The 21,123-nt window shown below is 33.0% G+C and carries 18 protein-coding genes and 1 tRNA gene; 12 read left to right on the top strand and 7 right to left on the bottom strand.

The window, feature by feature from the left end:
* Complete coding sequence (locus A8975_RS11420) at positions 1 to 1,989, top strand: tetratricopeptide repeat protein (protein WP_134200611.1); 1,989 nt, start codon at positions 1 to 3, stop codon at positions 1,987 to 1,989.
* A gap of 2 nt (positions 1,990 to 1,991) precedes the next feature.
* On the opposite strand, the gene A8975_RS11415 is transcribed toward A8975_RS11420, so the two are convergent.
* The gene (locus tag A8975_RS11415; RefSeq protein WP_134200739.1) at positions 1,992 to 2,561 is read right to left on the bottom strand and encodes a DUF3109 family protein; all 570 of its coding nucleotides are present in this window, start codon (positions 2,559 to 2,561) and stop codon (positions 1,992 to 1,994) included.
* Positions 2,562 to 2,676: 115 nt separating this feature from the next.
* Here A8975_RS11415 and A8975_RS11410 point away from each other — a divergent pair, with 115 nt between their 5' ends.
* Genes A8975_RS11410 through A8975_RS11400 form a run of 3 tightly spaced genes read left to right on the top strand, consistent with a single transcriptional unit; the run spans position 2,677 to position 4,082 of the window.
* Positions 2,677 to 3,264 (top strand): MarC family protein, encoded by a 588-nt coding sequence (locus A8975_RS11410; RefSeq protein WP_134200609.1) that lies wholly within the window; start codon positions 2,677 to 2,679, stop codon positions 3,262 to 3,264.
* 12 nt (positions 3,265 to 3,276) lie between these two features.
* Positions 3,277 to 3,480: a hypothetical protein gene (locus A8975_RS11405; RefSeq protein ID WP_131508760.1), complete on the top strand. Its 204-nt coding sequence runs from the start codon at positions 3,277 to 3,279 to the stop codon at positions 3,478 to 3,480.
* Positions 3,480 to 4,082 carry an NAD(P)/FAD-dependent oxidoreductase gene (locus tag A8975_RS11400; RefSeq protein ID WP_134200607.1) on the top strand — a complete coding sequence of 201 codons (603 nt, stop codon included), beginning with the start codon at positions 3,480 to 3,482 and terminating at the stop codon, positions 4,080 to 4,082. The genes A8975_RS11405 and A8975_RS11400 overlap by 1 nt, the downstream gene beginning before the upstream one ends.
* On the opposite strand, the gene A8975_RS11395 is transcribed toward A8975_RS11400, so the two are convergent.
* The 3 genes from A8975_RS11395 to A8975_RS11385 all read right to left on the bottom strand — a co-directional run bounded on the left by A8975_RS11395 (position 4,079) and on the right by A8975_RS11385 (position 6,809).
* Positions 4,079 to 5,677 (bottom strand): S41 family peptidase, encoded by a 1,599-nt coding sequence (locus A8975_RS11395; protein ID WP_134200605.1) that lies wholly within the window; start codon positions 5,675 to 5,677, stop codon positions 4,079 to 4,081. The two genes, A8975_RS11400 and A8975_RS11395, sit on opposite strands and share 4 nt — an antisense overlap.
* The gene (locus A8975_RS11390; RefSeq protein ID WP_129760886.1) at positions 5,677 to 6,108 is read right to left on the bottom strand and encodes a deoxycytidylate deaminase; all 432 of its coding nucleotides are present in this window, start codon (positions 6,106 to 6,108) and stop codon (positions 5,677 to 5,679) included. The genes A8975_RS11395 and A8975_RS11390 overlap by 1 nt, the downstream gene beginning before the upstream one ends.
* 110 nt (positions 6,109 to 6,218) lie before the next feature.
* Positions 6,219 to 6,809 (bottom strand): HupE/UreJ family protein, encoded by a 591-nt coding sequence (locus A8975_RS11385; protein WP_129760885.1) that lies wholly within the window; start codon positions 6,807 to 6,809, stop codon positions 6,219 to 6,221.
* Positions 6,810 to 6,930: 121 nt separating this feature from the next.
* Here A8975_RS11385 and A8975_RS11380 point away from each other — a divergent pair, with 121 nt between their 5' ends.
* Together A8975_RS11380 and A8975_RS11375 are read left to right on the top strand one after the other, a co-directional pair.
* Positions 6,931 to 8,193: a Y-family DNA polymerase gene (locus A8975_RS11380; protein WP_134200603.1), complete on the top strand. Its 1,263-nt coding sequence runs from the start codon at positions 6,931 to 6,933 to the stop codon at positions 8,191 to 8,193.
* Positions 8,184 to 8,636 (top strand): LexA family protein, encoded by a 453-nt coding sequence (locus tag A8975_RS11375; RefSeq protein WP_134200601.1) that lies wholly within the window; start codon positions 8,184 to 8,186, stop codon positions 8,634 to 8,636. Before A8975_RS11380 ends, A8975_RS11375 begins: the two co-directional genes overlap by 10 nt.
* A 395-nt stretch (positions 8,637 to 9,031) precedes the next feature.
* Here A8975_RS11375 and A8975_RS11370 read toward each other — a convergent pair.
* Positions 9,032 to 9,113: transfer RNA gene (locus tag A8975_RS11370), tRNA-Leu, on the bottom strand.
* A gap of 145 nt (positions 9,114 to 9,258) precedes the next feature.
* Here A8975_RS11370 and A8975_RS11365 point away from each other — a divergent pair.
* From A8975_RS11365 to pth, 3 genes are all read left to right on the top strand, one after another.
* Positions 9,259 to 10,200: a ribose-phosphate pyrophosphokinase gene (locus tag A8975_RS11365; RefSeq protein ID WP_129760882.1), complete on the top strand. Its 942-nt coding sequence runs from the start codon at positions 9,259 to 9,261 to the stop codon at positions 10,198 to 10,200.
* A 90-nt stretch (positions 10,201 to 10,290) separates the two neighbouring features.
* Positions 10,291 to 10,926, top strand: coding sequence for a 50S ribosomal protein L25/general stress protein Ctc (locus A8975_RS11360; RefSeq protein WP_131508748.1), 636 nt, complete (start codon positions 10,291 to 10,293; stop codon positions 10,924 to 10,926).
* Between the two features lie 77 nt (positions 10,927 to 11,003).
* Positions 11,004 to 11,636, top strand: coding sequence for an aminoacyl-tRNA hydrolase (gene pth / locus A8975_RS11355; protein ID WP_131508746.1), 633 nt, complete (start codon positions 11,004 to 11,006; stop codon positions 11,634 to 11,636).
* 49 nt (positions 11,637 to 11,685) lie between these two features.
* Here the strand turns inward: pth and A8975_RS11350 are convergent, their stop codons facing one another.
* Together A8975_RS11350 and A8975_RS11345 are read right to left on the bottom strand one after the other, a co-directional pair.
* Entirely contained in the window at positions 11,686 to 15,039 is a 3,354-nt protein-coding gene (locus A8975_RS11350; RefSeq protein WP_134200598.1) for a reprolysin-like metallopeptidase, read from the bottom strand.
* Positions 15,040 to 15,125: 86 nt separating this feature from the next.
* On the bottom strand, positions 15,126 to 17,168 hold the full coding sequence (locus A8975_RS11345) for a T9SS type A sorting domain-containing protein (RefSeq protein WP_161566755.1): 2,043 nt from the start codon (positions 17,166 to 17,168) through the stop codon (positions 15,126 to 15,128).
* A gap of 202 nt (positions 17,169 to 17,370) precedes the next feature.
* Here A8975_RS11345 and A8975_RS11340 point away from each other — a divergent pair, with 202 nt between their 5' ends.
* Genes A8975_RS11340 through serS form a run of 3 tightly spaced genes read left to right on the top strand, consistent with a single transcriptional unit; the run spans position 17,371 to position 20,919 of the window.
* A complete protein-coding gene (locus tag A8975_RS11340; RefSeq protein WP_134200596.1) occupies positions 17,371 to 18,291 on the top strand; it encodes a bifunctional riboflavin kinase/FAD synthetase in 921 nt (306 codons plus the stop codon).
* Positions 18,292 to 19,605, top strand: coding sequence for an HTTM domain-containing protein (locus tag A8975_RS11335; protein WP_134200594.1), 1,314 nt, complete (start codon positions 18,292 to 18,294; stop codon positions 19,603 to 19,605).
* 45 nt (positions 19,606 to 19,650) lie between these two features.
* Positions 19,651 to 20,919, top strand: a complete 1,269-nt coding sequence (gene serS / locus A8975_RS11330; protein ID WP_134200592.1) for a serine--tRNA ligase — start codon at positions 19,651 to 19,653, stop codon at positions 20,917 to 20,919.
* Positions 20,920 to 21,123: the final 204 nt, after the last annotated feature.

The raw sequence follows: 21,123 nt of genomic DNA, 5'->3' as shown, positions 1-21,123 counted from the left end.
ATGCACAATTTATTGGCAAATACAACTTACAGTAAAAAAGCTCTAGTCATTTTCTTGTTACTATGCGTTAATTGCATAGGTATTTTAAGTATAAGCGCCCAAAACAATAAAAGCACAGACTTTAAAGTCTTACTTGAAAATGTTTTAGACACAAAACCTAACTCTTACACTGTTTTAGACTCTATATTTTATAGAACCAAGTACGACAGCATTAATATGAAAGAGCTAGTCTCTAAGTCTAAAAAACTTGAATATCTTGAAGGTGAAAGCTATGGACTAAATGCACTAGGAACTATATACCGAAATGTCTCGCTATATGATAAAGCAATAGAAACTCATTTAAAATCAAAAGAAATTGCTGTAGAAGCAAAAAATCAAGAGCTAGAAGTTATTAATCTAAACATGCTAGGTGTTGTGTATCGTAGGATGGACTTAGTAAAACCCGCTTTAGATTATCATAAAAAAGCGTTGGATATTGCAAACTCATTCAAAAACCCAACACAAGAAATGAAACACAGTATTGCTGTATCGCAAAATAGTATGGGTAATATTTATTTAGCGTTAAAGCAATACGACTTGGCAATTGCTCAGTTTAGTAAATCTCTAGTTTTTGAAACCGAAGCTAATAATAAGTTAGGACTAGCCATTAACTACCAAAACATTGGCTATGCTAAAGAAGCCAAGGGCAACTTAGAAGACGCTTTAAAAGATTACCAAACTTCATTACAGTATAATAACGAAATAGACTCCGAAATAGGACGCGTAATTTGCTTTAATAGTATAGGGAAAATCTACATCAAACAAGGTAAATATAACGATGCTAAAACCATACTTGAAGATGCTCTGGAAAAAGCACTTCAGGTTGGAGACCAATTTTATATTGCTTCGTCTTACACCAACTTAGGTTGGGCTCAAATAGAGTTAAATTTAGACACTGAAGCTGAAGACAACTTAAAAAAAGCATTAAAAGTTGGAGAAACTTACGGATTAAAATCTGCAGTAGTTGAAGCCAATGAACATTTATCTGATTTATACACCAAAAAAGGAGACTATAAAACTGCTATGCAGCATTACAAAACCTCTATAGAGCTTGAAGAAACCATCTCAAACGAAAGAAACCTACAGTATGTTAATGATATTATTGTTCAGTATGAAAACGAAATAAAAAATAATCAAATTCGTGCGCTTGCTAGCGAAAATGAAATGGTAAAATCCAAGCTTGAGAAAAACAAAAAAATATTTTGGTACACACTAGTAGGCCTAATACTTGTTGCTGGAGTTATAATTACACTTAACAGACAACGACAACTAGAGCAAGAAAAACAAATTTTAACCTTAGAGCAAGACATGTTAAGGAGTCAAATGAACCCTCATTTTATCTTTAATTCCCTAAACTCAATAAAGCTCTATATTATAAACAACGAAAAAGAAAACGCTGTTTACTACCTAAACAAATTCTCAAAGCTTATTAGAAAAATACTCATTGCTTCAACTGAAAAGGAAATTTCTTTAGAAGACGAGTTGGACACTATGAGGCTTTACATGAATATTGAAAACATTCGTTTTTCTAACGAAATCAATTTTAAAATTCATATTGACGACACGATAAATACCGCAAGTGTAAAAGTGCCTTCAATGATTTTTCAACCTTTTTTAGAAAATGCACTTTGGCATGGGTTATCCACCAAAAAGGACAATAAAAAAATTGACCTTCATGTTACAAAATCTTCTAATGATTATGTTACTGTTACTATTTCTGATAATGGAATAGGTAGAAAAGAATCTGAAAAAATTAATAAGAGTAAACTATTAAAACGGAAATCGGTAGGTATTGCTATAACAAAAGCACGATTATCAAACTTTTCAAAAGGATATACCAGTCAGTACAAATTAAAGATTGATGATCTTTATGACAACCAACAAAAACCTGTTGGTACAAAAGTAATTATTGATATCCCTATACAAACTCAAGCTTTAAGAACTGCTTAAAGTTATCTGTTTTGTTTTTGAGCTACTTTTTCGAGCTCCATATACCAATCTTCTCCAAACTTTCGTATTAGTGCTTCTTTTACGAATTTATAAATAGGAACCTGAAGTTCTTTTCCCAACGTGCACGCATCATCACAAATGTGCCATCTATTATAATTAACTGCTGAAAACTCGCTGTAGTCTTTAACTCTAATAGGATATAAATGACAAGACACTGGTTTTTTCCAGTTGATTTCTCCTTGGTTGTAAGCTTCTTCAATAGCACAAAGTGCAGTTCCTTTTTTATCAAAAATAACATAAGCACAATCAGCGCCATCAATTAAAGGCGTTTCAAACTCACCATCTTCTGTGGTAATAAAAGTACCTTGTTCTTCTATTGACGCAATCCCTTCTTTTCTTAAAAAAGGCTTTACTTTAGGATAAATATCTTCTAAAATTTTTGTCTCATCTTCCTCCAATGGAGCTCCTGCATCACCATCAATACAACATGCACCTTTGCATGCCGAAAGGTTACAAACAAAGTCATTTTCTATAATATCTTCTGAAACTATGGTTTTTCCTAACTGAAACATGCAGCAAATATAGGTTATATTCAGCATAAAAAAAGCAAATAAACTTTACTGTTATTTAATAGCATATTTCATTTATAATTACCGAAATTTGCAAAAAATTTAAAACCCTATTCTGATGCAATTCGATGTTAAAGAAATATTTACGGCTTTTATGGTATTATTTGCTGTAATAGATATTATTGGTAATATTCCTATCATTATCGACTTACGTAAAAAAGTAGGTCATATTCAAAGTGAAAAGGCTTCAATAATTGCTGGTATTATAATGATTATGTTTTTGTTTTTAGGAAAAACAATTCTATCATTAATTGGCGTTGGTGTTAACTCATTTGCAGTAGCTGGTGCCTTTATTTTATTTTTTATTGCCTTAGAAATGATTTTGGGTATCACTTTATACAAAGAAGATGAAAACACTGCTATGACAGCTTCGGTGTTCCCTTTGGCGTTTCCGCTAATTGCAGGACCAGGAAGTTTAACCACACTGCTTTCTTTACGTGCTGAATATAGAATTGAAAATATTATAATTGCTGTAGTACTAAATGTAATTATTATATTTATAGTATTAAAAACCTCTTCTAAAATTGAGCGTTTAATTGGCCAAAACGGAATTAATATTATCCGTAAGGTGTTTGGTGTTATATTATTAGCAATCGCTGTAAAACTCTTTGCTCACAACATTAAAGCGCTGTTTGAAGTTGTTTAAAACTTATATTAAATGAAAATTTTCACCATAATAGTAACTGTTATTGCTATTGCATTAATAATTTTTAATATCACTCAAGTAGATGTTAATGCTCCTTTTGAAGGACAAAGTGTTATTGCTCTTATCACTATTTTAACCTCACTTTGCGCAATTGTTTTGTTACAAATATTGAGAACCTCAAAATTAATTGAGAAAAAAACTAAAGAGAATAAATAATGTTTGACACTTTAATTATTGGAGGTGGAGCAGCAGGTATGTCTTGTGCATTAGTGTTAGGTTCTGCTAAATTAAAGCCCTACGCTGAAGACAAAAAAATAGGTATTATTGTGCATCAAAAAGCGTCTCATTTACAAAACGCTTTATTTTATAATGTACTTGGTTTAGCCGAAGGCACTACAGGAGAAGCTATTCTAGAAAATGGTAAAATGCATTTAGCATCTCGTTATCCTCATGTTGAACAGATAGACAACGAAAAAGTTTTAGAGATTTCTAAAACTGACAACTATTTTACTGTTACTACCAATAAAGGTAGTTACCAATCCAAAACTGTGGTTGTAGCTGTTGGCTACACCAATCTTTTATCTATTAAAGGATTGGAAAGCTATGTAGAACCTCACCCAAGAGCTGCTATAGAAAAAGACCGTATTTGGCTTAAAAACGATGATCATTTAGTAGAAGAAGGTTTGTATGTTGCTGGCACATTAGCTGGTTGGAGAAGTCAATTCGCCATAGCATCAGGTAGTGGCGCACAAGTAGCGACTGATATTCTTACGTTATGGAATAATGGTAAACAAAGCCATGTACATGATAAGGTTTAGAAGTTTTCATCTTCACTAAGCTTAATCACTTCTAAAATCATTTCGTCTTTTTCATTTATAATTTGCTCACTAGCATTACCACCATATAATTGGTCTGCTAAGTCTGCTTTTATCAGTTGCTTCATAGCATCATGATACGCCACAAATGTGATTTTAGTACGCTCTTTTAGGTTTAGATAATCCTGAAACTTTATAACAATGTCATCACTTACTTCAAAATTCTTTATAAAATCGTCTCTAGTGACTTTTTCATAGACACTTCGATCTCTATCTAATTCTTCAAACACAAAATTACTTATGTAACCTCTACGTCTTATGTAGTTTAAAGTTTCGTTTTGAATACTAGTATCTAGTGGCACAAAAATATCAGGAATAATGCCACCTCCACCATATACCACTTTTCCGTTAGGTGTTGTAAATTTTAAAGAATCAGCAACCTTTATATTTTCTTGTTCACTCAACTCTCCACTACTTAAACGCTTGTAATAATCGTTATAGTAATCGTCACTACTACCATTATGATATGGTCGCTGTATTGAACGACCTGTAGGTGTATAATACCTTGAAACCGTTAAGCGCACAGCACTACCATCTCCTAAAGCCATTTCGCGTTGTACCAGTCCTTTTCCATAAGAACGACGACCAACAATGGTTCCTTTGTCATTATCTTGTAAAGCACCTGCAACTATCTCGCTTGCTGAGGCTGAGTTTTCATTAATAAGAATATAGACTTCGCCTTCTTCAAAATCGCCTCTTCGCGTAGCGTAGCTTTTCTCAATTTTTCCCGATTTGTTTTTAGTAAATAAAATCAGTTTATCGTCTTCTAAAAACTCATCTATAATTTGTTCAGCAACTCCAAGAAAACCTCCTGGATTATCTCTTAAATCTAATGCCAATTGGGTTGCTCCTTGATTTTGTAGTTTATCTAATGCTTTTTTAAATTCTTTGTAAGTGGACTCTGCAAAACGATTGATTTTTATATAACCCAATTTGTTGGTAAGCATATAAGCAGCATCAACACTTTTAATAGGAATATCGGTTCGTTTTACAGTAAAATCTAGAAGTTCGTCCTCTCCTTTTCTTAAAACTTTTAAATGAACTTTAGTGTTTTTCTCGCCTTTAAGTTTTTCAATAATAGCTTCATTACTCCATTCTCTTCCAAAAATAGAATCGCCATCAGCCATAATAATTCGGTCACCACCTTTTATTCCTGCTTTCTCACTCGGACCTCCTTCGGTTGGTCTTATTACTGTAACAGTGTCTTTATAAGTATAAAAACTCACACCTATGCCAATAAAATCACCTTTCATGTTTTCGGTAACACGTTGTAATTCGCTTTTTGGAATATAAGTAGAATGTGGATCGAGATTGTCTAAAATCCCATTTACAGTTACATCAACAATACTATCGGTATTTACCTCGTCAACATACTCATAATCAATATAATCTATCAACCTATTGAGTTTGTCTTTTTTACTGTTTGATGTAAATAATCTATCTGAAGTATCTGTAAAGTTTAATTTACCTCCAATAAAAACACCTGCTGCAACAGCAACACCTATAATAAGTGGTATGTATTTTTTTTGAAATGACATTATGCCTTTACATCTTCTATTAATTGTAATTCAATTCCTGCTTTTTCTAAAAACTTTAAACCTGAATCATCTTTATATGCAGCACTATACACTACTCTAACAATACCTGCTTGATGAATAAGTTTACTACACTCTTTGCATGGTGACAACGTAATGTAAAGTGTTGCTCCTTTGCAAGACTGTGTTGATGCTGCTACTTTTAAAATAGCATTAGCTTCGGCATGTAATACATACCATTTTGTGTAGCCTTCATCATCCTCACAGTAATTTTCAAAACCAGTTGGTGTACCATTATAACCATCAGAAATTATCATTCTGTCCTTTACTATTAAAGCGCCTACTTGTTTACGCTTGCAATGTGACAGTTTTCCCCATTCTTTTGCTATTCTAAGATAAGCTTTATCGTATCTTAATTGTTTTTCTTTTGGCATTAATTAATTTGAATTGTGCGTTTAAAATCAAACATTTAACGAATATAAGTGCTTCGCAGTTTAATTTATAATAATTATGCGTTAAAATTTTATCAAAAAAAATATAATTTCTACGAAAATATATTACTTCGAATAAGCATTGGTATAAGTAACCCAACAACTATAGCAGAAACAACCATAACCCAGTCGCGTTTAGAAAACCTAAAAATGGTTTGACATAAGAATCCTAAAAACACAACAATAAAAGCAACTATAATTTGCCCTACTTCTATACCTAACGAAATCTCTAATGCCGAAAGTAATTTATTATCTGATGCTTTTATAAGAGACTCAAAAGTGCCTACATAACCTAAGCCATGTATTAAACCAAAAAATAACGTTGACAAAAATAGTATACCAACCTTTTCGTTATGCGCTTTTTTACCTGCTGTAAATACATTATAAAGTGCTACAACAAGTATTATAAGTGGTATTAAAAAACCAACTAAACTACTGTTAACGCTAATTACATTGTAAGTAGCTAACAGCAAAGAAACGGTATGACCTAAAGTAAAAACTGTTATTAAAAGTAATATACGTTTCCAGTCCTTAAACAAATAAGGTACTGCTAACACAATTAAAAAAACAATGTGTTCGTAGGCATTTACGTTTAGGATATGGTAAATTCCATGTTGTAAGTTGGACAGAAAATCGTCAAGCATCGTTTATTGCATTTGGGTTAATTCAAAGTTACAATTAATAACGTATCTGCAAAACAAATTTTAACATAACTGACCCACAAAAAATTATAATTATAAAGCCATTTGCATTAATTTTATACACATGTTTGCACTTGTAGATTGTAATAATTTTTATGCCTCTTGCGAACGCGTATTCCAACCTCAATTAAATCATAAGCCTGTTGCAATATTATCAAACAATGATGGCTGTGTAATATCGCGTAGTGATGAAGCCAAAGCATTGGGTTTACCCATGGGAGCTCCTGCGTTTAAATATGATGCATTTTTTAAAGCAAACAATATTCATGTGTTTTCTTCAAACTATCCATTGTATGGCGACATGAGTAGTCGTGTTATGAAGATATTAGAACAATTTACTCCAGATGTAGAAGTATATAGTATAGACGAAGCCTTTTTACAATTTAAAGGGTTTAAAAACTATGACTTTAATTCCTACGGAAATGACATTAGGCTACGCATATTAAAATGGACAGGAATTCCTACCTGTGTTGGTATTGCACCTACAAAAGCACTTTCTAAAGTAGCCAATAAAATAGCACGAAAATTTCCTAAGCAAACCAAAGGCGTTTATGTTATTGACTCTGAAGAAAAACGCATTAAAGCCTTAAAATGGCTAAAGATTGAAGATGTTTGGGGAATAGGTTACAGGCTACAAAAACGATTAAAAGCAAAGCAATGTCATACCGCTTTTGATTTCACTCAACTTTCAGATGAATGGGTTAAATCTAATTTTTCAATTACTGAATGGCGATTAAAAAAAGATTTAGAAGGCATCTCTAAAATACCTTTAGAATACAGAGAACCTAAACGCTCTATTGCTACAACCCGAAGTTTTGAATACACCTATTCAGACCTAGAAAACATAAAAGAGCGTATTTCTACATTTGCTACTAGTTGTGCTGAAAAACTCCGAAAACAAAAATCGCGTTGTCATGCAATAATAGTATTACTGAGTAGCGACAGACATAAAAAAGAACTACCACAACATAAAGCGAGCAGAATGGTTGCATTACCCTACCCAACTGATTCCTCGTTAACTATTAGCCAATGTGCTGTAAAAGCAGTTTCTGAAATTTATAAATCTGGAATTAAGTACAAGCGCGCTGGTGTTATTGTTACTGGCTTGGTACCAACTGACAATCATCAACTAGATTTATTTATTCATGAAAACCCAAAACATTCTTCATTAATGCACTCTATTGATGTATTAAACCAAAAATATGAAACCTACAAAATAAAAATAGGTAATCAAGATTTAAAACGCACCTGGAAAATGCGTCAAGAACGATTATCTCCAAGATACACCACAAATATTAACGAAATACTTACTGTAAAATGTCATTAAAATTCTTAACACCAAAAAACGCATTAGAGTTCTACTCTCCTGATGATTCTCACGATTTAGAAGTTGTGCTTGCGCAAACAGGTATTTCTGCTGGATTTCCATCACCTGCTGATGATTTTAAAGAATTTAAAATAAGTTTAGACAAGACTTTAGTTAAAAACAAAGAAGCTACATTTTATGCTAGAGTAAGTGGTCAATCCATGATTGGTGCAGGATTGGATGATGGCGATTTACTGGTTGTAGACAAAAGTTTAGAACCGCAACACAATAAAATTGCAGTATGTTTTATTGATGGCGAATTTACTGTAAAACGTTTGAGAGTGACTAAAGAAGGGGTTTACCTTCAACCAGAAAACCCTGCTTACGAGCCATTATTAGTAACCAATGATAACGATTTTCAAATTTGGGGTATCGTGACGCATGTGATTAAGAAGACTATTTAAAAACAAAAAACCGTAAACAATTTAATTTCAATTGTATTACAGATTTCATCTGTACTTAAGGAGAAATATCCTGAGATATATTTGATAGTTTTATGCAACTAAAAATTTAATAAAAATTGGAGAATTACTATTATCTAATACTTGTTGGATTAGGCGTTTTATTAAACCTTTGGAAACCATGGTTTGACGATGAGCCAGACAAGGGTAAATATCATAATTTTTTGTTTGGAGTGTTTATTTACTGCTTCATCTTAGCAATTGTTAGTATTATTCTAGGGTTGATATATTCATTTATTATTAAGCCTTTACTTTAATTCAATCAAAAAATATTTACTAAACTCTAAAACGAAAAAACCTCAATCTATTCGCTATTAAATAGTTGAGGTTTTTATCTGTACTCAAGGTGGGAATCGAACCCACACTTCCGAAGAAACTGGATTTTGAATCCAGCGCGTCTACCAATTCCGCCACTTGAGCAAATTTGGATTGCAAAATTATAAAATAATTCTATACCAACAATCAAAAATAGTGGGTTTTATGCTTTTTCAGTTCAAATAAATTCCTAAATTTGCACCTCATTTAACAAAGGCGATTTAATACGTTACAAAACAATATTTTACAAATGCCAAATGTAAGCACAGAAGCAAAGATTTTTGGATGTACTCAAAGTAAAGAACTTGCTGAGAAAATTGCAGCTAATTTTGGAGTGAAATTAGGTAATGTTATTACATCAACTTACAGCGATGGTGAGTTTCAACCATCATACGAAGAATCAATAAGAGGAACCCGAATTTTCATTATTGGATCTACACATCCTGGTCCAGAAAATTTAATGGAAATGTTGTTAATGATAGATGCAGCAAAACGCGCATCTGCAAGACACATTACTGCTGTTTTACCTTACTTTGGTTGGGCAAGACAAGACAGAAAAGACAAACCTAGAGTTCCTATTGCTGCAAAATTAGTAGCAAAAATGTTAGAAGCTGCTGGTGCAACACGTATTATTACCATGGACTTGCATGCTGATCAAATTCAAGGATTCTTTGAAAAACCTGTAGACCATTTATTTGCATCTACAATATTTTTACCATATCTAAAAAGCTTAAACCTAGATAACCTAACCATTGCATCTCCTGATATGGGAGGTTCAAAAAGAGCTTATGCTTATTCTAAAGCTTTAGAAAGTGATGTGGTTATCTGTTACAAGCAACGTGCTAAGGCCAATGTTATTTCACATATGGAATTAATTGGAGACGTTACTGGTAAAAATGTTGTTCTTGTAGACGATATGGTAGATACAGCAGGAACGCTAACAAAAGCAGCTGACTTGATGATGGAAAGAGGCGCAAAAAGTGTAAGAGCTATTTGTACACACCCTATTCTATCTGGAAGTGCTTATGAAAAAATAGAAAATTCTAAGTTAGAAGAATTAATTGTTACCGATTCAATCCCTTCTAAACAAGCTTGTGAAAAAGTTAGAATTTTAAGCTGTGCTGAACTTTTTGCTGATGTAATGCAAAATGTACATTACAACAAATCAATTAGTTCAAAATTTGTAATGTAATTTTTAATAATTATATAAATAATGAAAACAAGTTGATTTTTAATCAACGAAGTTTCCATAACACAAATAAGTAATAATAAATAAACAATTATGAAATCAATTACAATCAACGGATCTCAAAGAGAAAGCGTGGGCAAAAAAGCAACAAAAGCCTTACGTAATGCTGGTCAGGTTCCTTGCGTATTATACGGAGGAGATAAACCAGTGCATTTCTCTGCAGATGAATTAGCATTCTCAAAACTGGTTTATACGCCTAACGCGCATACAGTTGTGATTGCTTTAGACAATGGTGACACTTTCGATGCTGTGTTACAAGACATCCAGTTTCACCCAGTAACAGATAAAATCTTACACATAGATTTTTACCAGTTATTCCCAGACAAACCAATTACTATGGAAATTCCTGTTCACATTATAGGAACTTCTAGAGGTGTATTAAATGGCGGTGTTCTTAGAAAGAACAATCGTAAGTTAAAAGTAAAAGCTTTACCAGCAAACTTACCAGACTTTTTAGAGGCTGATATTACACCTTTAAAGATTGGTGGTAAATTATATGTAACCGCATTAGCTAGTGACGACTTTACAATCATGCACCCAGACAACACTGTTGTTTGTCAAGTTAAACGTGCAAGAGCATCAGTTATGACTGATGATGAAGACGAAGATGAACTAGAAGAAGGAGCTGAAGCACCAGCAGCAGAAGGAGAAGCTCCTGCTGAAGCTTAAAAAACTTAATAGTTTAAATTATAAAAAGCATTCTGATAACTCAGGATGCTTTTTTACTTTTACAGAAATTGATAAAAATGTGTAAATTTCTGTTTAACATATTTAAGAAAAAACAAACTTCCTTTAACGAAGAAGAACAAGTAATGAAGAAATTTTTAATAGTTGGATTAGGAAATATTGGTAGCGAGTATGAAAACACACGCCATAACATTGGGTTTAAGATTTTAGATTTTTTAGCGGAAAACGAGTCGCTTACTTTTGAAACTCAAAAGTTAGGTGATTTATGCACTTATAAAATTAAGGGCAGACAGTTACTATTATTAAAGCCTAATACCTACATGAATTTAAGCGGAAAAGCCATACTATACTGGATGACCAAGGAAAAAATTCCTCTTGAAAATTTATTAGTTATTACTGATGATTTAAACCTTCCTTTTGGAACACTACGTCTTAAAACAAAAGGTAGTGATGGTGGCCATAACGGATTAAAGGACACTCAAAACAAATTACAAACCACCAAATACAACAGGTTTAGATTTGGAATAAGCGATAGTTTTAGCAAAGGCAAGCAAGTAGATTATGTTTTAGGAGAATGGACAGAAGAAGAATCGACTCAACTAAAAGAACGCTTAGAAAAATCGGTTGAGATTATAAAATCATTTGCTACAGCAGGTGTAAACAATACTATGAATACTTTTAACGGAAAATAAAAAGAGGAGCTTACAGCTCCTCTTTTTTTTATTTCAAACTAAAAAACGACTACTCTACAATAATCTTTTTAGTGGTTTTATTTACACCATCACTTACGGTAACTAAATACATACCTGCTTCTACACTATTTAACCTAATAGTTTGTGTAAAATCAGAAGCGTTAACATAAGAGTTATTAAAAATTCTTCTACCTCTAACATCATAAACACCAATTGTAATATCTCTTCCTGAATTTGAATTTAACTTCACTGTAAACTCTCCTTGATTAGGATTAGGGAAAATTGTAAATTCACTTGTAGTAAACTCATCAATTGATAACGAGCCTTCTGTACAAAGCTCTAGAGTAAACTCAGTAATTTGACCTCCATCAAAAAGACCAAAATCATCATCTACTGATAAGGTCCAATCTCCTCCAGACATTTCACCATAAAGTGTAGATAAATCTCCCTCTGGAATAAACGTTCCAGTAAATGGTGATGTTCCACTTGTTATTGGTGTAGATGCTTCTTGATCAAAAACTGTATCAACATAATCATTATCTCCATCTGCACCATTATCTGTTGAAAGTTCAACAGTTGTTCCTGATGGGCTTATTAAAAATATATCTAAATCATTATTCCAGTCGTGTTGAATATTGATGGTTACGTTAACATCAGTAATTGGAGCGTCGTTTGCTACGTTAATGATTGATGTGTAATTATCCGTTCCATTACCTGTTTCAAGAATATCTATAGGTAAATCGGTTGCACTATAAAAGTTACATTCAATATTAGCAGTTGTAAAACTAAACACAGCCGATGAATTTGCTGTTCCACATAAATTAGATGCTGTAACTCTCCAATAATACAGTGTGTTAGTTGACAGATTACTTACTGTATAAGATGTGCCTTGTACTGTAGCACTTTCAGTTATTGATGCAAAATTTGCTTCGGTAGAAACCTCAACAAAATATTCTTGTGCATTGTCACTTCCATTCCACATCAAATCTGCTTCTAAACTTACACCTGTTGCACCATCAGAAGGTGATGTAAGTATTGCAGGCGCTACTGTAGCACTATAGACATTCATTTCTAAATTTACAGTTTGAGTTATAGCTCCTGAAACTCCTTCAAGTGTAAAAGGATAATTTCCTGTTGCAAGAGACCCTGTACCACTAATAGTAATTGTACCTGTGGTTCCGTCAGCAATAGCTGAAGTTGGGTTTATCGTTGCACTTGCACCAGCAGGTAGCCCTGTAACACTAAAGTTTGTTGTATCACTAAACCCTAAAAATGTATTGTAAGTAAAAGAATATACTGCATCATTCGGTTGGCAAACATCTAACGAAACCTCATCAACCGTTATAACAAACTCTGACTCCTGAATACTAAACTCTGATGAGTTTACTGCATAAAATATATTATTGTTTCCTTCAACAATTACTCTTGCAGTTGAAGTATCTCCTCCTGTTAAAGGAACAGTAATATCATGTGATCCATCATTTGGCACATCAGAAGCTAAAGTATAAGGAAACGTTTGCCCACCATCAACAGATAATAAAATATTTACTGTTGGTGTATTTACAGAACCTGCATCAGTTCCTGCAACATTCCAGGTAACAGTTTGAGTTGAACCAGCATCCCAAGTAACATTTGAATCTTGAGATGTAACTGTAAAAGGCCCTGAACTTCCATCAACTGTAACTGTCATGGTATCGTAACTTGTTTGAGGTGTCTGCCCAACTCCTCCAGTTTCTTGTCGGTCTCTAACAGTTAAAGCAAAGTTTAAGTTTCTTCCTACAGTAGAAACAGTTTCCCAAGTTGTATTATCTATAGATTCAACAGGGTTGCTCTCGGTAAGTTCTCCGTCTAAAACTCTTTGAAGAATTGGCATATAACGATTAGGAGATGTACTAGGAGGTCTTGATCTCCAAAGTGCTCCAGTAGTTTTAGTAGGTCCAAAATTGCTTGATGTGGTTACACCATTATCAATTTGCTCCCAAGTATAGGTTAATATATCTCCTCCATCAGGGTCAGTAGCACTTCCTTTTAAAATAAATGCTGTTCCTTGAGGAATTGTATAATTAGTTCCTGCATTAGCTACAGGTGGATTATTAGTAATGTTTGTTGTTACTGCACAATTATTTGGAGCAGACGAAACATTAGTCAAAATTTGATTAATTGAAAAATAATGGAAGTAAGGGTCGCTATGATCCTGAACATCATTAGCTCCTGTTATACCAGCGTAACCCATAATTGTTGTACCACTTCCTGGTTCGGCATTTACTCCTGTACCTTCAGATCCATAAGAAAAAGTATGGTTAGCTCCCATTTGATGACCAATTTCATGTGGTACATAGTCAATGTCAAAAAAATCAGACATGTATGGACCTCCACCATTATCTAAAAACGAATGCGAAGAAAACCCACTACCTTTTCCACTTTCACAAACACAGCCAATACAACCTGCATTACCATTATTTCCACCATAATCTAATAAGTGACCTATATCATAATCAGACTCACCAACTGTTGCTGTTAAATTTGTTTGTAAACCTCCATTTAAGTCACTACCATAAGGGTCAGGGAAAGTAGGTGAATAAATAAGATCTAATGCAGGATCATCTACAGTATCAACCAATAGAAATGTAATAGCCATATCTACTTCAAACACTTCATTAGTTCTATTTAAAGTTGATACCATTTGAGCTAATGCATCTTCTCTATCAATACCATTGGCGTCATTTCCATCATCCCAAAAGCTAGTATACTCTTGAGTAACTGAAACAGCTATTCTAAAAGTTCTTAATAACTGGTCATTAGCATCTCTTGCTAACAATGTATTCATAGTCTCTCTAGAAGATAAATGAAGGTCTTCTGTTAAACATTCAAATGCATTATTAACAGTTGTTTCATTTCTTGCACTTCTGTTATATACAAGGTATTGTCCGTTAGAAACCTTAGTTACTGGTTGAATAAAGTAAGTTTCCTTTCCTGGTTCAGAAACCATTGCATTAAAGCCTAAAGGTGTAACACTAAAACGAATTCGAGTTCCTGAATTATCAAGCCTAGAACCCAAATAAGTTTTTATATTTTTATGAAGACCAGCATTATCTTGTGAAGAAAAGATTGCTGTTTCAACAATTCTAAATTGTTGCAAATTACCTAAAACATCAGGAAAATAAACCACTGTGTTTGATGTCCCACTGTATTCACTTCTTAATGGTGCATCAACAAGTTTTGATTTTAAAGATTCTATATCTAGCTGAAAAATGCTAAAATTATCTTTGTCTAAATTTTCGAGACTGACGTCTTCTACTTTTCTAACTTCTTTTAATCGCTGCCACTCGTTATTTTGAGCAGACAACATTAATGGTAACAATAAGAAGAAAAGGGCTTTGATGGAAAGTAATTTAATTCTCATAATATTGAAAAAATTTTTATTTACGTAAAGGTATTAAACAAAAAGAGAGACGTTAGTGTCTCTCTTTTTATAAATTTTAAAAATTATTATTCTACAATAATCTTTTTAGTTATTTTCTTAGCTCCATCACTTACGGTTACTAAGTACATACCTGCCTCTACACTATTAAGCTTAATAGATTGAGAGAAATCTGAATTATTTCTAGAATAAGAGTTGTTAAATATTTTTCTTCCTCTAATATCAAAAACATCAACAGCGATGTTGTTTCCTGAGTTTGAGTTTAATTTGATAGTAAACTCACCATTGTTTGGATTAGGGAAAATTGAGAACTCATTAGCTGAAAACTCATCTACGCTAAGTTGTTGTTCTGAACAAATTTCAATTGACCAATTATTTAATGTGCCCTCATCTCCTGCAAAATAGTCTAACATAATCAATGTCCAATCTCCTTGAGATTCTAACCCAGAAAAAGCACTTAATGCTTGAGCAGGCTGAAAAGTTCCTACAGTAGGAGAACCACAAGTAATAGCACTAGCTTCATCGTCAAAAGTCACATCAAAGTCATCGTTATTACCACAGTTTAAATTCCATAGATAGATAAAATCTGTTTGATTAGGGTGAAGTAAAACAGCTCTTACATCAGAAACATAAGTATGAGAAACATTAACATTCACTGTCATACTTTCTATTAATCCTGAATCAGGAATATTAATTACATGCTCTAAAATTGGTTGACCAGCCGAACCACCAGCACCATCTGTTATTGTTAAATTCAAGTTTGGAGCTGACTCATATGTATTACACTGTATTTCTGTACAATTATTATTTAAAACAACGTCAAAACTCTTAGTTACTGAACTAGAAGTTCCCGTAACAGTTATTGTATAATCTCCTTGAGCAGTCATTCCTAAGTTACCAATAGTCATAGTAAAACTTCCATTACTATTTAATGACGTTGGACTAAAGGCTACACTTGCTCCAGCAGGAACGCCAGAAGCAGAAAAAGTTGTAGTCTCATTAAAATCTAAAATTGTTGAATAATTAAACGTAAATACAGCTTCTGTGTCTGTATTTGGACAACTGAATATTTCATTATCTGTTGTTGCTAAATTAAAACCTGGTGTAGCTGGCTCACAAACTCCTGGTTTTATTTGAGATGCTAAAACACTTGAAACATATGCATCAACAACATTCATTTGATCTGGTGTAAACATATACATACAAGCATCGTTAACATAATCCATATAATTCATCGTTAATGAATATTGACCTGGTGTACAAGCATTCACTGATCCAGCTGGTGGACAGTTATAAGATTCTGTGTCAATATTTGGCGTATCGGCAAGCCCATCATCACCTGTACATGTAAAGTCCGCAAATGTATGATTTAGATTATAAAAATGCCCTAACTCATGCGTCACTGTTCTACCAAGATTAAAAGGTGCTCCAGGTACAATTCCAGAACCAGGACAACCAGATCCAGTTCCAAAAGTACTAAGATTCATTACAACAGCTCCTCCATTTTCAATACTACCTCCTAATGGTGAATACCCAAGAGTTGTACCATCTAATGGTTTGATCAGAAAATTCATATATCCAGCCCAATTAGAGTCTAACTCTGGAAATCCAGAACCATTTGCAAAGTTATAACCAATAGTAACAGCTGGCTCTCCTTCAAGTAATTCTGGGTCAACTCCAACAGGGTGATCGGAAACTGCTAAACAAAAAGAAATATTTGCCACTCCAGGTTGTAATCCTGGATAAAACGGACTTGCTGCAGTCCAATTAGAAATGTCAGCATTCATTGCTGTATAGTCAGCATTTAAAACATCTACCTGACTTTGAGCCAATGCAACAAGACAGTCTCTATCTGCCTCATTTCCTGTTGGAAAGTGAACAGCTACAGGTATAACTATTGAAGCTCCTCTAGCACTATAGTCTCCATTAGCTCTTCTAGCAAGCTCTGCTTGAAATTTCTTTTGATTTTCTTCATATTTTTTAGCTAACTCAGGGTTTTTGAGCATTTCTTCCATATACTCATCCACTCCACAAGTCCTTTGTTGAGAGTAGCTATTAGCAACGCATATTAGCATAAGCATTGCAAAAAGGGATTTAATAGTAAAGTTCATTTTCATATAAATTGTATTAATTAAAAAAGGATAATATCTATAAACATCCTCCAAATTTAATCAAAATCAATTGTTATATTAAGTTTTCTTTAACAAAATGTGATTTTTTAACATAAATAAACTCTAATATTTGTGAAGTTATTACCTTTTAAGCCTTCCTTTTTATTTCAATGCTTATTAGCTATTTTTACAAAAAAATCTTTTGAAAATATATAATTCCCTAACTTCCTATTCTAAAGCGCCATCAGTACTTACTATTGGTACTTTTGATGGTGTCCATTTAGGACATCAAAAAATAATTAATAGGTTAATAACTGTTGCAAAAGAAAAAAACCTAGAATCTTCATTGCTAACATTCTTTCCGCATCCTAGAATGGTATTGCAAACTCATGCTGATATTAAATTGTTGAATACTATTGATGAGCGCAAAACTATTTTGTCTCAAATTGGTATTGATAATCTTATTATAAAAAAGTTTACTCAAGATTTTTCTAGACTATCAGCTAACGATTATGTAAAGCATATTTTAGTTGATGAATTAAACGTTAAACACGTTATCATTGGTTACGACCATAGGTTTGGAAGAAATAGAAGCGCAAACATTGAAGACCTAAAAGGTTATGGTGCTCAATTTGATTTTGAAGTAGAAGAAATTTCTGTTAAAGACATTGAAGATGTTGCTATTAGTTCAACTAAAATTAGAAATGCCTTAAATAATGGTGATGTTAAAACCGCAAATACGTATTTAGGTTACAATTACTTTTTATCAGGTAACGTTGTAAAAGGAAAACAAATTGGTAGTAAAATAGGATTTCCTACTGCTAATGTTAAAATACCTGAAGATTATAAACTCATCCCAAAAAATGGTGCTTATGTAGTGCAATCTAATATTAACAACACTACAGTTTATGGGATGATGAATATTGGAACCAATCCTACTGTTAATGGAAAAACGCAATCTATTGAAGTACACTTTTTCAATTTTAATGAAGATATTTATGACACTTCAATACAAGTGGAATTAATTGACAGACTTAGAGACGAGCAAAAATTTGATTCGGTTGAATCACTTAAAGAACAACTCAACAAAGACAAAGAAAAAGCATTGACTTTATTTAATTAGATGAACAGGTTTTTATTTAAACATATTGACAACAGTGCATTAATTGTATTCCGAATTATTTTTGGACTACTTATTTTCTTAGAAAGTGTTGGAGCCATCTTTACTGGTTGGGTAAAACGAACGCTTATTGAACCTGAATTTACTTTTACATTTATAGGGTTTGAATGGTTACAGCCTTTACCAGGAAACTGGATGTATCTCTATTATGCAATTATGGGAATATTTGGCCTTTTTGTAATGATAGGTTATAAATACAGATGGAGCATGTTTGCATTTACCATCATGTGGTCTGCCACTTACTTTATGCAAAAATCGTCTTATAACAATCACTACTACTTATTAATGTTATTGAGTGCCATAATGGTGTTTCAACCTGCGCACACTTACCTTTCGGTTGATGCCAAACAAAACCCGAAATTAAAAAGAGGCTCAATGCCACAGTGGTGCAAATATGTATTTGTTATTCAGCTCTTTATTGTATACACATACGCCTCAATTGCCAAGATATATCCTGATTGGTTAAACACCACTACTATTGAACTCATGATGAAAGCCAAACAACATTTTGTTTTAGTTGGTGATATTTTACAATACAAGTGGTTACACTATATGCTGGCTTATGGAGGCATTTTGTTTGACGGACTTATCATTCCGTTATTGCTATGGAAAAGAACAAGGAAATTTGCGTTTATCATTTCTATTTTCTTTCATCTGTTCAATTCATTTATTTTCCATGTAGGTATATTTCCATATTTGTCTTTAGCCTTTATTTTGTTCTTTTTTGAGCCTAAAACCATTCAAAATATATTCTTTAAAAAGAAACCGTTTTATAATGAAGCTGAAGTTATCATCCCTAAAGGAAATCAATTTTATGTAGGATTATTTTCAGTGTATTTTATCATTCAAGTACTATTACCTATTCGTCATCATTTTATTCAAGATAATGTGCTTTGGACCGAAGAAGGTCACAGACTGTCATGGCGAATGATGCTACGCTCAAAAAGTGGGTTTTGCACTTATAAAGTCATTGACAAAAACACTAACAATGTATTACCTGTTAAATTAAACGACTATTTAACCAGAAAACAACAACGAGGTGCAACCACCAAACCAGATGTCATCTGGCAATTTGCACAACATTTAAAACAAGATTTTGCAAAAAAAGGATTTGACGTGCAAGTCTTTGTAAACTGTAGCATAAGCGTAAATGGAAGACCAAGACAACAGCTTATAGATCCTAATATTGACCTTGCCAATGTAAAATGGGATGTTTTTAAACACAGCTCGTGGATTTTACCTTCAAAACTCGATTAAATGTTTTGGCAATTCATTAAATTTGTCGCTTAAATTTTTCACACCATGTTACAAGTCCCTTTTATTAGAGAAAACAAAGAGTTGGTTATTGAGCGTTTAGCAAAACGTAATATTGATGCTGAACAATCTATAAACGATGTTATTACTTTAGATGAAGACCGAAGAAATCTTCAAGCAACTTTAGATAACTTAAAAGCTGAATCTAATAGTATCTCCAAAGAAATAGGGAACTTGTTTAAAGCTGGAAAAGCACAAGAAGCCAATGCTTTAAAAGAAAAAACAACTCAACTTAAAGAAGACACTAAACAATTAGAGCAAGAGCTTAATGATAAAGCTGATGCACTAAACGCGCTTTTATACCAACTTCCAAACGTACCTCACCAAAGCGTTCCTAAAGGAAATACCGATGAGGATAACGAAGAAGTGTATAGAGAAGGTGATATTCCTAAGTTAATTGATGGCGCACTACCACATTGGGAATTAGCCAAAAAGTATGATATTATCGATTTTGAATTGGGTAATAAAATTACTGGAGCAGGATTTCCTGTGTATAAAGGTAAAGGTGCAAGATTACAACGTGCACTTATCGCTTACTTTTTAGATAAAAATACCGAAGCAGGTTATACGGAGTTCCAGTTACCACATTTAGTTAATGAAGCGTCTGGTTTTGGAACAGGACAATTGCCAGATAAAGAAGGGCAAATGTACCACGTTACTGGTGACAACTTATATTTAATTCCAACTGCTGAAGTTCCTGGAACCAATTTATTTAGAGATACCTTACTTAACGAAAGCGATTTACCAATAGGTATTACAGGCTACACACCTTGCTTTCGTCGTGAAGCAGGAAGTTATGGCGCACACGTTAGAGGGTTAAATCGACTACATCAATTTGATAAAGTTGAAATTCTACGTGTTGAACATCCTGAGCGTTCTTATACAGCTCTAGACGAAATGGTAGAGCATGTAAAAACCATTTTAAAAGAACTGAAATTACCTTACAGAATTTTACGTTTATGTGGTGGTGACTTAGGATTTACATCAGCATTAACCTACGATTTTGAAGTATTCTCAACTGCTCAAGACCGTTGGTTAGAGATTTCTTCAGTATCTAATTTTGAAACCTTTCAAGCAAACCGCTTAAAATTACGTTTTAAAAATTCTGAAGGTAAAAATGAATTAGCACATACCCTAAATGGAAGCTCATTGGCTCTACCAAGAGTGCTTGCAGGAATTTTAGAAAATTACCAAACTGAAGATGGTATAAAAATCCCTGATGTTCTAGTTCCTTATACTGGATTTGATAAAATCTAAAATCTGTAGTATTTTTTCTACAAATTTCGATAAAACGCTAAAAAAAGACGTTGTTTAACGAATTTTTAGCGTTTTCTTTTGTTTTTTCATAAAATTTTTTGATGTTAGTAAAGTATTAAAAGCTAACCTACTTATGAAAAATATCAAACGCATTATAATACTGGTTTCACTGGTCGTTATGGTCAGTAAAATTTTCTTTTAGAA

The sequence above is a fragment of the Meridianimaribacter flavus genome (assembly GCF_004366715.1).
Lineage (GTDB): Bacteria > Bacteroidota > Bacteroidia > Flavobacteriales > Flavobacteriaceae > Gaetbulibacter_B > Gaetbulibacter_B jejuensis.
Note: the sequence above shows the minus strand (reverse complement) of the source record. Positions and strands in the feature narration are given on the sequence as shown.